The following is a 12475-nucleotide window of genomic DNA, read 5'->3' as shown; positions in this document are numbered from 1 at the left end:
CGTTCTCTCGCCTGTCAGTTTAAACAGCCACCTTACTTATAAGAATAAAATGAAAGAATCCTTAACACTGCTCTCAGATATAGTCGCCACCGCCAATGATTTATTTTATGACCGCAATAAAAAGGTCGATACCTTGATGGGTATTATGGATAAAACATTACGTAAGCAAGGCATGAATGCGGATGCGATAACCATTGACTGCATCACTATGGATAAAAAAATCGTCTTAGTGCTACATGATAGCAAGCCTGACTCTGTCAATATTGCCTTTGGTGATAAAGCTGGTGTAGTGCACTCTTCATCAGAGCATGTATTAAAAGACGTTAGCGTGAAGCAAATACTCGCCATGATGGAAATGAATTTCCTCAATTAATTCATTTTAAATTAATTCATTTTAAATAATTATTTTTCCATTTAAACGGACTTTATATGGCAGTGTCAGCATCAAATTCTGGCTCCTCATCATACTACTTAGGCATTGCCTCAACCTCGGTATATGCAGAAGATGAGATTAAACCGTGCACATCTGATGGCTGTAGTTCATTTCTAGACCCTACTCTTAAAGATAAAGAGTTATGACTTTCTTGTTGTACAGCTAATGATTTTGCATACTGGGTGGGAGGGACTTATCAAGAACGTGTTGAGGCTGATGGGTTGCTGCGTCACTGTGGTTGCAACTTTTTAGGTTAATAGCTAGCTAAGTTTCTTACCTTTGATAATCTTATTTTCGTTCAACAGGCTATTTTACCCCTATAATAGTTATTAAGTATTTGATTAAGCTAGTGAAATAAACTAAGGTTTTTACTTAGTGTTTTTATATGCGGTGCAAATCACGCCATTCCATATTTGAGCCACTTAAAACAGCGATATAACATCTGAGGAATTGATGATGCCAACAAATAAGCACAAACGAAAAGCGTCAACCAAGGTAAAATTTAAAGCAGTGAAAAATATTCACTCATTGGGGCTCATCTCTGCACACCCAAAACTTTTTGTGCTAGTGGGTTTGCTCTTGGTTGCCTTAGCTATATACCTTTTTGCTTTCGAAGCCCAAGATGATGCCATGTTTGGCTTTGCCATGCTTGCTCTTATTACGGGTGTAGCGGTAACAATTTATGCAAACTTTGCTAGACCTAAGAAAAAACAAGATTAGAGTAGTTATAGGACGAACAAGAACACCTAACCGACAAAAAAGCCAACATTAACTTAACGCTGGCTTTGCTTTTACTTTATCTTTTTGGCGCTAGCTTTGCGCTATTTTCACTCTAATTTTATTCTTTGCAACTCTACTTTCATGTAAAGCAGACAGTGCCGCGGCTGCTTCCTTTTCATTAGGCATTTCGACAAAAGCAAAACCTTTTGATTTAGCTGTTGCTTGATCTAAAACTAAGTTACATTCAGTGACTGAGCCATGTTCAGAAAATAAAATACGGATTTCTTGTTCAGTGGTTGAACGGGAAAGGTTACGAACTAAAAGTTTCATAATGGACCATGTAGTATGTGATTTCGATCTCAATTATCTCATAGTTTACCGCAGACTAAGTAACTTTATTTACCCTTACGGTAAAGGTAAGCCACACCGAGCTGATGGCCTGCCTTTGCCGAGAGGGTAAAATGACTAAAAAGCAGTCAAGAATTGTGCTAATTCAATAGATGTAATATTTACGCAGGAGCAATATAAAACGATGAAATATTCCCTCTATACAGCGACAAGCGCTGATGGTTATATACCAAGGTTCATTGGTATATGAGCCACCTTTTAAAGACACTCATCCCTCTGGCTGCGGTCGCTTTCTTCGGCTTTATTCTTTGGGTTATTTACTTAGCAAATACCGGACAGAATAGTGTTTTCTTTCAATTAGTCGCCCGTATTCCCTATGGGGATAAATTTGGCCACTTTTTTTTATTTGGTCTATTAACCCTGGCGACAAATATTGCCTTTAGGTTTAAATCATTCCCTCTCTTTTCAAGGGAACTCTTTCTAGGCAGTATTTTGGTGTTTATCTTTGTCGTTATTGAAGAGTTTAGTCAGTACTTTATTCCCCATAGAACTTTTGATTTAATTGACTTGTCGGCCGATTTTATTGGTATAGCATTTTTCAGTGTCGTGACAAGTTATTTAAATAAAATGACATTAAAATCGAAAAACTCACTAAGTAACGATATTAAGTAACTAGCTTAAATAACGGAGAAAAGTATGCCTCATTGCGTGATTGAGCATTCATCAACGATAGACAGTAATACGTTAGTGCCTTTAGTTTTTAACGCTAGCCTAGAATCAGCATTATTTGAACAAGACGGTAGCGATATCAAAGTGAGAGCCGTGTCCTTTGTTTATTATCAAACGGGTGCTTTACAAAACTTTTCAAAGCAAGATGATTTTAGTCACTGAAGTAACATGGGTATATCAGCAAGAGTATTATTTTGCTATCACACTAACAAAGTGTCCGTAATAGAGCTTTTTACCCACTAAACGCTCTATTTCCGCTGCGCTTGGGTAGGTTGACCATTTGCTCGAACTTGCCTCAACAGCGGCAACGTTTGCCCAAGTGAGATGCCAACAAACTTCTTGTACACCCTCGACTGAATTCTCTTTTAACTGCTCTTTTAAAGGCCCTTTTGCAACAGCAGTTTTCACTAATATTTCATGGGCAACAATGTTCTTTTGCTCAGTATTAATTTCAGCAAAAAGCGACTCACTTAAGGCGAGAACTCGCGCTAAATTAGCATGTTTGACCTCAAACACGGCAAATTCGGTACATGTGGGCATATAAATTCCTTTAATAAATACCCCCACGCCAAGGCTGTTCGCTTCGGCTTAAATTCGCTACGCGAACAGGGGCATCTAAATTAATCGAAGGCCAAAATCCTTTACGCCGCAAGCGACGGGGAATTAGACCCGTAAAGATTACATACCAGCTGACTAATCATCCGTGCGATAACTGGCCAATTCAGTCGTTAAGCTAACTCCTTGTAACTTTAACTGGTTAACCCGTTGTAAATAAGCCGCACCTTTTAACATATGCAAAGCAACATCTACTGCGCCACGACGAGTATAATCTTCCAAATAAGTGCCTTTGACCCAGGTATTAAAAGCGCCAAGACTTGGACCTGCCCAAATTTGATAATCCATTTCACGGCCTTTTTCGCCGGTATTAGACCAGCGAGAACTTAAGCCTAAATACCAACGGAATATAAGTGCCATTTTACGTTTAGGGCTCGATTGTGCACGTGTTAACATGGCGGGATCACGCTCTTGGAAAAATGCTTCCGTGCCAGACCAAACTTCGTCTAAGTTTGCCCGGAAAATTTGTTTCTCAATTTTTAAACGCTCATCCGCAGGAATAGCTTCAATTGAATCATAAGCAACATAGAGCTCGTATAATTTTTTAGCGCGCATGGCAAACATTGAACCACGTTTAACTACTTGTAATTTAACGCCCATTTCAAACATATCTGCCGCAGGTGCCATAGTAACGTCGGCCATTTCTACTTTTGATAATAATTCACGGGTATATTCAGAGGCGCCAGCTTCAACACAGGCTTGGTTTACTGAACCAAGCACTATGTAGGCTGCGCCCATGTTAAAGGCTGCTAGTGCGGCTTCAGGCGTTCCGATACCACCACCAGCGCCGACGCGCAATGCGGGTGAGAAGTTATATTGAGCTTGCACTTCATCACGTAGGGCAATAATGGTTGGTAATAGCGTTAAGAAGGGGCGGTTATCGGTATGGCCGCCAGAGTCTGCCTCAGCGGTAATATCATCAGCCATAGGAACAAGCTTGGAGAGCTCGGCTTGCTCTTGGGTAACTTTACCTTGAGCCAATAATTTATCAATCAACTTTTGTGGTGCCGGCTCCATAAAGCGGCGCCCTACTTCGGTACGTGATACTTTGGCTATGACCTTATTGCCAATGTTAACACTACCATCAGCATTTTTACTTAAACCTGCAAGGCGATACCAAACAATATGCTCGGTCAAACCTAAGTAAGCTGAAGCCTCTACGGTGTTAACACCCAACTTTAAAAATCGCTCAACCGCGCCACGCTCTAATGCTTCTTCGCTTGGTGCATGAATAAGGTTGACCGCGTAAGGACCATTAGGCAATTCAGCTTGAATACGTTTAATGGCATCTTCCACCGCATCGGGTACTAAACCTGCTGCGCCAAATGAACATAAAAATCCGGCTTTACCCAGAGCAACTACTAGCTCAACCGAGGCAATACCATTAGCCATAGCGCCGCCATGGTAAGCGTATTTAACGCCATGTTGCTTTTTATAAGCATCATCACCTAAATCTTCAGGGTTTAACTTTTGTGCAAAAGCTAAGACATCAGTAACACCTGACGTTGAAGTGACATTGGCGACACCAAAATCATTGCCTTTTTTAGCCAGGTACACTGGTTTACTTAAATCCAGTAAGGCTGATTTAATTTCAACATTGTTACTTTTAACGTCTTTGGCATCCACTTTCCATGCCCAATCGATGGCATTGTTATTATTAAAACTTAAATTCGACATGTTATTTCCTAATTCTTTTATTTAATATTATTCTTACATTGGTACCTAGTGCTGGATCCTCGATTAAGTGAACTCGAGGATGACGAGTTATAAGGTAAGTTGATTAATATTGGCAAGAGACTGCTGCCTATCGCTTTACAACTCTTATTTATCGTCATACTCGAAATGTCTGATCGAGTATCCATTTTCTAACTATCTAGTGTCATCGTATAGCTCTTGCCAGCTAGGATTAGTTTTTTCTATTAAATTGATTAATATTGGCAAGATACTGCTGCCTATCGCTTTACAACTCTTATTTATCGTCATACTCGAAATGTCTGATCGAGTATCCATTTTCTAACTATCTAGTGTCATCGTATAGCTCTTGCCAGCTAGGATTGGTTTTTCTATTAAGTTGATTAATATTGGCAAGATACTGCTGCCTATCGCTTTACAACTCTCATTTATCGTCATACTCGAAATGTCTGATCGAGTATCCATTTTCTAACTATCTAGTGTCATCGTATAGGTCTTGCCAGCTAGGATTGGTTTTTTCTATTAAGCTAATTTTCCAAGCCCTATGCCATGTTTTCAACTGTTTTTCACGAGTTAAAGCTGCATACATATCATCAAGCTGCTCAAAATACACTAAGCGATTTACTTCATGCAGGTCGGTAAAACCGCTAATAACATGATTCCTATGTTGCCAAATACGCTTAACAAAATCACTGGTAACACCTATATATAAAGTACCATTCCTTTTACTCGCGAGTATATATACCGCAGGTTTTTTCATATTATCTTCCTTGATAACTGCATATTTTAAAGATAAGAGCACTGGATCCTCGATTAGACACTTCGAGGATGACGGCTGAGAGGCTAGTGCCTCGCAATCAAGCAAACTCGCTACTGATTACGTCATACCCGAAGTCTCTTGTCGGACGTGGCACGGATGCCACTTATTAGACCATGCATGGAGCACATTGTCCTGTATCCAGTTTGCTACTTCTTATAATTCTTCACTGCTACCCATGGCTTCCCGCCAAGACAACACGGGATGACGGTTGTAAGGTAAGTTGATTAATATTGGCAAGAGACTGCTGCCTATCGCTTTACAACTCTCATTTATCGTCATACTCGAAATGTCTGATCGAGTATCCATTTTCTAACTATCTAGTGTCATCGTATAGGTCTTGCCAGCTAGGATTAGTTTTTTCTATTAAGCTGATTTTCCAAGCCCTATGCCATGTTTTTAACTGTTTTTCACGAGTTAAAGCTGCATACATATCATCAAGCTGCTCAAAATACACTAAGCGATTTACTTCATGCAGATCGGTAAAACCGCTAATAACATGATTCCTATGTTGCCAAATACGCTTAACTAAATCACTGGTAACACCTATATATAAAGTACCATTCCTTTTACTTGCTAGTATATATACCGCAGGTTTTTTCATATTATCTTCCTTGATAACTGATCCTTATGTCATTAGTGACACTGGATCCTCGATTAGACACTTCGAGGATGACGGCTGAGAAATTAGCGCCTCACTATTAGCAGTGATCTATCTCATTTCCGTCATACCCGAAATCTATTGTCGGACGTGGCACGGATGCCACTTACTTAGACAATGCATGGAGCACATTGTCCTGTATCCAGTTTGCCGCAGTGCATTAAAAACAATGGATTCCCGCCAAGACAACGCGGGAATGACGATTGAGGTGCTAGTGCAGTGCTATTGAGCTTTGACTTAAGCTTCGATGATAGATAATACAATATCCTTCACTTCGTAAATACGTAAACCATCTTTCGATAAATTAGCATCACCAATTAAACGTACTTCACCATCCGATTTAACGATATCAGTGATATGCACATCAAGTGACATTTGTTTATTGAGTGGCGTGATTTGACCACGGTATTTCCATTTCACTAAGGTTGCTGGTGCAATAAATCTTGGATTAGTGAACTGGGCACCTAAATCATTTTTCAGCGCGTAGGTTTGCATTAATTCAATAATCGCTTCAACACCTAATGAGCCTGGCATAACTGGGTCTTGATGGAAATGGTAACGGAAGAACCAATCATTGGCATCTATGGTGCGTAGTCCATGTACATAAGCGACACCGGCTTTACCGCCACCTTCAACAATAGAGACGGTATCGATAAAGTTCATTTGTCCGCCAGCAAGTTTATAATGCGGCTTATTAGCAGGAGCTTGGTATAACGCTAACGTTTTATCCGTTAGGTCAAACACTTCAATATCTGCTTTCGGGGTATTGTTATCAACAAACCACGGATAAGTGACTTTACCGTTATCTATGCCTAATTGGTTCGTTAAGGCATCTGCGCCAAAGTAACCAAATACTGCCGTGCCTTTATAAAATAAATCGTGACTATCAAGCGCTTGTGCCGCTTGGCTATCATCTTTAACATAAAGCTCAAAAGTGAAGCTTTGAATGATCATACCGCCAGCCATGGTAGTACTTAACAATACCGACTTATTGACGATAGTTTTACCGCGTAAATCCACTTGTTTAAGCAAGTCACCACTGCCATCTAGGTTACGGAAAAATAAATCTTTTTCTGGGTAAACTAAGGTAGTGCCCATGTAACCTGAAATAAAGCCATTAGGTTGTAGCGCTATTTCCATAATTAATGAATATGGCATCCAGTTATTGACGCTGTTTTTAGTAAAGTACCAAGCATCTTCAGGTACATAATATTCAGCAATACAGCTGGATGATTTTTTCAGCTCTAAACGTGTGCCAGTAACTTCAACCACTTGCGTGACAACTTGTAAATCGCCACAAGGTGTACGCGGAGGAATTCTGCCCTTGTAGACGTCAAAATCAGCGCCAAAACATTTTGAGATATTACCGGTAGCAAATTCAAACATATGCCACGGGGTAAACGGCGCGGTATCAGGCACGCGATTTTGCCCGGCAACCATTGGCGCTTCAAAATGCAGCAGCGGGGTTACACCCTTTTCTTTTGGCGCATCAAAGTCAGACATTACTTTCATTAACGGGCGTTCAATATGTTTAAACGGGTTAATGCCACGCTCGTCAAGCTCGTTACTTACTTTATCCGTAACTTCAGTACTTGCTGCTGCACTGGTTACTGTGGCAGCAACTTCACTTACTAAGGCGACATTGTCAGGTAAGGTAACTGGGTACGGCGAGTTGTCATCTTGCTCGATGATCATCATCGCCAAGTTTTTAAAATCAACCACTACTTTGCCATCAAGAATAATATCAATATTGGCTTTAAGATACGGATATGGCTGCATGCCCATTTCCGTGACTTCCATGCGATAAGTCAGGGTATTATGTTGCGGCTGAACTTGACCACGACAACGAACCGTTTGCGACTCACCCGGCATAGGTTGGAAACGCGCATTGTTCATATTGGCGTGCATGCCTAATGACAACATCAAGAACATCGCCATTTGACCACAACCTTCACTCATTAATGAGCCAGCCATCACTTCATCACCTTTAAAGTGACAAGGGAAGTACCAATGATCAGGGGCTAAATCTTTCTGACCTTCAATAATTCCTAGACCCCAATGACCGCCACTGGCATCAATATTAATAATACGTTCGATCATTAAGAACTTTTCTGAGGAGAATTTTAATGACGGGTTACGGCCTTTTTGATCATAATCAGCGCCAAAACAACCGGCAACATCGCCATTCACTAACTTCATCATATCAGCGTAATCGTATTGATCACGTGGACGATTTAATAAGGGTGTAAATGAACTTTTAACTGCATTGGCAAATTCCGTTTTGTCTTTATCGTTATGAATAACACCTTTACCGTCTTTTAATTCGTCGTCAGTAAAGAAGCCGGCACAACCTTTACGCATGATTAATACCTTTTTATCACCAACATAACAGTCATAGTGAAAGAAGAATAATAGTTGTTCGCCATTTCTCGCATAAGAGTCAATGTGAATTTCATAACGCAGGGTTTCGCCACCAAAGGGCATTTCTTCCAAGAAGGTTAATTCACAATCCAGTAGTCGGTAAACACGCTCACCTTTGGCTTGAAAATCAATACCGATATAAGAAATTAATAATAAATCACATTGGCCTGATTCAACCGATACCGACCATGGAATCTGGCCATCAATTAAAAAAGGTGCATCGACAGGAATATCATACTCAGTACACATATATGATTTTTTATATTCATTGATGGTCGCGTCAAGCTCAGTTACCCGTGATACCAACAAATAATCTGTGGTGGGTAAACGTACCCGACGTGAGTAACTGTCAATAATTTTATATTCTTCACCAAAAACATTAGCAATATCACCTTCAGCAAATTCAACTAAATCAGCAGTATCCCAAATGATTTTTTCCGGTTGGCTAAATTGCTCTTTTAATTGCAGTGGTTGATAGTTATAACCTTTAGGACCTTTAATTTTAAAACCAGTTTGCTCTGCCCAGTTATCATTAACCACAGCTAAAGTTGCGGTGTTAACCGTTGAGCTAACAACAGCAAGTTCAGGTGTATGGACAATACTTACCGGCTGAGGCTCGGCGCTATAAGCGGGTTGGCCGGCACTGGCGTTGGCTTGCATTGCTATCAGCTTAGAAATTTGCTGACCTGCTACTTGACGAGTGGTCAAAAATGCCTGATGCGTAGCAGATTCTTGATAAATTTCTTTACTGACCTTATGTTTTACATTGTTTTTAATAGTCGCTTGAGAGGTACTTTTCACTTGTGCTCCAGTTACGATTGTTGATCGGGCTTTGGCTTGAGTTTGAACATTAGCTAGGGTTTGAATTGGTCTATGATGTTTTTCTTGCCCCGCTAGTTGCGCAAGCAGCTTAGGCTTGACATTATTTAAGGTAATTCCTACTTTTACTGGTGTTAATACTTTGCCAGTAAAAGCGTGTTTAATACTCACCATGTCGCTTAATTGCCCTTTGGCGACAATAGCATCGAAAATGGCATTACCACCTAGGGTAATGGTTTTAATTAATTTAGGTTTTGGCTTACCGGCTAGTGTCAAAGTAGATACCGGTGCTGACTGATGAGCATATTTACTTGAAGATAAAATAAGGTGAGCACAACTGCCATCTTTTCCTAAACCATTCACTGCAATGTGAGAACGGGCAATATCAGTCGCGGTATTCGTTTTAGCTGATCGCTCATCTAAAAGCAGCGCACTTTTAACAATACTGGCAACACCTGAAGCATTAAAGGTATGACCGATATTGCTTTTAACCGAGCTGATAGTCTTGCCTGAGTACAGTTTTGGTAACGCTTGCTTTTCTGCACTATTCTCGGCAATAAAACCACTGGCATGGGCTTCTACCTGGCTAATATCTGCGGCTTGAATGCCGGCAAGCGCTAATGATTTGTTAGCGGCTTTAACAATGGCCTGTTCATCACAGCCGTTAGCAAAACTAATGCTGTCGATTGTGGCGTAGACGCTGCGCTCTCCAACTTTTGATTGCGGTACTTTTGACTCAGGAATAATAACAAAAGCCGCCGCGCCCTCACCTACTAACCATTGCTCTTGATCCAATGTATTAGTGGCACTTTCGGCATCAACAGATACCTTACCAAAGTGCTGTCTTAAGGTGATATTTTCTATCGAACCGGCTAAATCAACCGAAGCGATAATCACCGCATCGACATCTGAGGTTTGGAATAAATTTTCCGCTAATTCAATACAGCGATAAACAGAATTTTCTTCCGCCGACAAGGTAATGGCGGGGCCAGAGAAGTCCCATAACGCTGAGATACGTGACGCCATAATATTACCAATAAAGGAGGTATATTGATTAAGCTGGGCAGCGTGGGCAACACCATCTTTGGCAATATTGGTTAAGGTTTCGCGCTGTTCATCACTTAAGCTAATACCTTGTTGTAATAAGCTTTCTTCAATTTGCGTCGTTAAATTAACTCGACCACGGTATTGATGCAGCTCTAACTCAATGCCCATAGCAACTAAGACCGCAACATTACTACCTTCTTTAAGGCCAGCATCTTTAGCGGCATTGTCAGCCACTTTCATCATCATTAGCTGTTGTGGTATTAAACAGTCTTGCTCATTGGGTGGTACTTTAAAACGGAGAAAATCGATATCAAAATCTTCAACATAGCCACCCATAGGTGCTTTAGTTAAAGATAAGGCGTTCATCACGTCGCTGTTCTTTTCAATGCCTTTCCAGCGCTTAGTCGGCAATTCACGAAAGGTATTGCCATTAGTCTGAATCAGCGTGTTAAAACTGGCCAAATCTTTAGCGCCACCAAAGTGTGCGTCCATACCAATAATAGCTAGCGGTTGACGGGCTTTCACTGTGTTAGTTACCGGTGTTAATGTTTGTGTTGGCTCTTGCAAAACCAAATGCGCATTAGAGCCACCAAAACCAAATACGCTCACCCCTGCTGTTCTCGGTTTGTTATTAGCTTTTATCGGCCAATCAATAGTGTCCGTAGGCATTTGCTCTGCCCCTAAATAGCCATTTTTTGACGTGAGTGGCTCATTTAGGTTTATCGTTGCTGGAATTTTGCCTTCTTTCAGTGCCCAAATTGCCTTGGTCATGCCCGGCATTCCCGCGGCAGTGAGCAAGTGACCTAAGTTAGATTTTACCGAGCCAAGCAAAGGTTTATTGCCGTTTTCTCGGGGAAAACGACTAAAAAATGTATCCATCGAGCCAAGCTCAACGTTATCACCTTTGGGCGTGCCTGTGGCATGGCATTCAAGGTAATCAACATCACGAGGGTCAACACCGGCATTGTCATAGGCACGTTCATAAACCAAAACCTGCCCTTTGGTATTTGGACTAAGGACAAACTCACCTTTACCATCATTTGATAAAGCACCGCCTTTGATAATGGCATGAATTTTATCGCCATCACGCACCGCGTCACTGTGGCGTTTAAGCACCATCATGCCAGCGCCTTCGCCAGCAAATAAACCTTGTGAGTTTTTATCAAAGGGCGCGTGAATATTGTTGGCTGGATACGCTTGAAAAATGGAGAAACCCATATTAACAAACATAGGATCAGCGCCAGAAACTGCGCCGGCTAACATCATATCAGCCTTGCCAGTATGCAAGTAATCACAGGCTAATTTCACTGAATAACAACTTGACGCACAAGCAGCATCAAGAGAAAAGTGTGTGCCACCTAAACCGGCCGCTTTGGCTAATAACGCCGACGGATAACCGGCAACTAAAGCATTATCCGCATGAAGGTTTTCCGCTAAGTTGGCTTGTTGCAGAGGTGAAAAATGGCTTAACTGAAAATCTTTATGCAGGATGTTTTTTAATGCACTATCAACAACTTGATGATAAAGCGGCATAAACAGGTGATTAGATGACTTGGTTGGGAACGATAAGTTGCCTAAAATCACCCCACATTGTGCAAGTTTATCACTGCGCCAATAGCCGGCATCGGTTAACGCTTGCTGGGTAACATAAAGCGCCCATTGGTTTAAATCATCCAATTGATTGAGATAATCAGCGGTTAAACCATTTTTGGCTTGCACAAACGATGTGGCATCAAAGTCGAAACCTCGGATATAACCACCTTGCACACAGTAAAACTTATCAGTATCACCCTTCTTGCCGGTGTACTTGGCCGGATCAACACCCATTTGCTCTTTAGTGGCTTGGCTTCGACAATCTTGTTTCTTAAGTAATTTTTGCCAAAATTCTTCCGGCGCACTTGAGCCAGGGAATAAATTAGCAATACCTACAACAGCAATATTTTCCATACTTTCCTCGAAAAATTTTATAATTCTTTTTAACGTCACAGCCGAGTCTTTTGTCGGACCTGGCATGGACGTCATTTAATAGACAATGCCTGCAACCCATTGTCCTGTAGTCAATTTTATTTACAATTCTATTGTTCTAAACATCACCAACATGGCTCCCCGATTAGACACTTCGGGGATGACGGCTAGAGGAAATTCACCTCACCATACTTCACATTCGTTATTG

General features: G+C 41.0%; 11 protein-coding genes. 5 read left to right on the top strand and 6 right to left on the bottom strand.

From position 1 onward, the window contains the following. Positions 1-49: 49 nt before the first annotated feature. The 3 genes from CMT41_RS07250 to CMT41_RS07245 all read left to right on the top strand — a co-directional run bounded on the left by CMT41_RS07250 (position 50) and on the right by CMT41_RS07245 (position 1153). Positions 50-373: a hypothetical protein gene (locus CMT41_RS07250; RefSeq protein WP_057180678.1), complete on the top strand. Its 324-nt coding sequence runs from the start codon at positions 50-52 to the stop codon at positions 371-373. A 56-nt stretch (positions 374-429) separates the two neighbouring features. After that, positions 430-579 (top strand): hypothetical protein, encoded by a 150-nt coding sequence (locus tag CMT41_RS19030; RefSeq protein WP_157466300.1) that lies wholly within the window; start codon positions 430-432, stop codon positions 577-579. Between the two features lie 307 nt (positions 580-886). Further along, the gene (locus CMT41_RS07245; protein ID WP_232300034.1) at positions 887-1153 is read left to right on the top strand and encodes a hypothetical protein; all 267 of its coding nucleotides are present in this window, start codon (positions 887-889) and stop codon (positions 1151-1153) included. A 90-nt stretch (positions 1154-1243) separates the two neighbouring features. Here the strand turns inward: CMT41_RS07245 and CMT41_RS07240 are convergent, their stop codons facing one another. Next, positions 1244-1483 carry an RNA recognition motif domain-containing protein gene (locus CMT41_RS07240; protein ID WP_057180676.1) on the bottom strand — a complete coding sequence of 80 codons (240 nt, stop codon included), beginning with the start codon at positions 1481-1483 and terminating at the stop codon, positions 1244-1246. Between the two features lie 264 nt (positions 1484-1747). On the opposite strand from CMT41_RS07240, the gene CMT41_RS07235 reads away from it, so the two are divergent. Beyond that, positions 1748-2173: a VanZ family protein gene (locus CMT41_RS07235; protein ID WP_057180675.1), complete on the top strand. Its 426-nt coding sequence runs from the start codon at positions 1748-1750 to the stop codon at positions 2171-2173. Positions 2174-2197: 24 nt separating this feature from the next. Then, positions 2198-2392, top strand: coding sequence for a hypothetical protein (locus tag CMT41_RS07230; RefSeq protein WP_058026804.1), 195 nt, complete (start codon positions 2198-2200; stop codon positions 2390-2392). A 27-nt stretch (positions 2393-2419) separates the two neighbouring features. On the opposite strand, the gene CMT41_RS07225 is transcribed toward CMT41_RS07230, so the two are convergent. The 5 genes from CMT41_RS07225 to CMT41_RS07205 all read right to left on the bottom strand — a co-directional run bounded on the left by CMT41_RS07225 (position 2420) and on the right by CMT41_RS07205 (position 12249). Further along, positions 2420-2770 (bottom strand): hypothetical protein, encoded by a 351-nt coding sequence (locus tag CMT41_RS07225; protein ID WP_058026802.1) that lies wholly within the window; start codon positions 2768-2770, stop codon positions 2420-2422. Positions 2771-2923: 153 nt separating this feature from the next. Beyond that, the gene (locus CMT41_RS07220; protein ID WP_058026801.1) at positions 2924-4522 is read right to left on the bottom strand and encodes a PfaD family polyunsaturated fatty acid/polyketide biosynthesis protein; all 1599 of its coding nucleotides are present in this window, start codon (positions 4520-4522) and stop codon (positions 2924-2926) included. 487 nt (positions 4523-5009) lie between these two features. Next, positions 5010-5297 (bottom strand): GIY-YIG nuclease family protein, encoded by a 288-nt coding sequence (locus CMT41_RS07215; RefSeq protein ID WP_058026799.1) that lies wholly within the window; start codon positions 5295-5297, stop codon positions 5010-5012. A gap of 373 nt (positions 5298-5670) precedes the next feature. Beyond that, a complete protein-coding gene (locus CMT41_RS07210; protein ID WP_058026797.1) occupies positions 5671-5958 on the bottom strand; it encodes a GIY-YIG nuclease family protein in 288 nt (95 codons plus the stop codon). A gap of 294 nt (positions 5959-6252) precedes the next feature. Beyond that, the gene (locus CMT41_RS07205) at positions 6253-12249 is read right to left on the bottom strand and encodes a hotdog fold thioesterase (RefSeq protein ID WP_058026796.1); all 5997 of its coding nucleotides are present in this window, start codon (positions 12247-12249) and stop codon (positions 6253-6255) included. Between the last annotated feature and the right edge of the window lie 226 nt (positions 12250-12475).

Source organism: Colwellia sp. MT41, assembly GCF_001444365.1.
Taxonomy (GTDB): domain Bacteria; phylum Pseudomonadota; class Gammaproteobacteria; order Enterobacterales; family Alteromonadaceae; genus Colwellia; species Colwellia marinimaniae.
The sequence above is the reverse complement of the archived record's forward strand: the minus strand, read 5'-3'. Positions and strand labels throughout refer to the sequence as shown.

Coding starts and splice junctions, on each gene's coding strand:
- CMT41_RS07230 (WP_058026804.1), top strand. CDS start 2,198: ATGCCTCATTGCGTGATTGAGCATTCATCAACGATAGACAGTAATACG.
- CMT41_RS07225 (WP_058026802.1), bottom strand. CDS start 2,770: ATGCCCACATGTACCGAATTTGCCGTGTTTGAGGTCAAACATGCTAAT.
- CMT41_RS07245 (WP_232300034.1), top strand. CDS start 887: ATGATGCCAACAAATAAGCACAAACGAAAAGCGTCAACCAAGGTAAAA.
- CMT41_RS07210 (WP_058026797.1), bottom strand. CDS start 5,958: ATGAAAAAACCTGCGGTATATATACTAGCAAGTAAAAGGAATGGTACT.
- CMT41_RS19030 (WP_157466300.1), top strand. CDS start 430: ATGGCAGTGTCAGCATCAAATTCTGGCTCCTCATCATACTACTTAGGC.
- CMT41_RS07215 (WP_058026799.1), bottom strand. CDS start 5,297: ATGAAAAAACCTGCGGTATATATACTCGCGAGTAAAAGGAATGGTACT.
- CMT41_RS07240 (WP_057180676.1), bottom strand. CDS start 1,483: ATGAAACTTTTAGTTCGTAACCTTTCCCGTTCAACCACTGAACAAGAA.
- CMT41_RS07235 (WP_057180675.1), top strand. CDS start 1,748: ATGAGCCACCTTTTAAAGACACTCATCCCTCTGGCTGCGGTCGCTTTC.
- CMT41_RS07220 (WP_058026801.1), bottom strand. CDS start 4,522: ATGTCGAATTTAAGTTTTAATAATAACAATGCCATCGATTGGGCATGG.
- CMT41_RS07205 (WP_058026796.1), bottom strand. CDS start 12,249: ATGGAAAATATTGCTGTTGTAGGTATTGCTAATTTATTCCCTGGCTCA.
- CMT41_RS07250 (WP_057180678.1), top strand. CDS start 50: ATGAAAGAATCCTTAACACTGCTCTCAGATATAGTCGCCACCGCCAAT.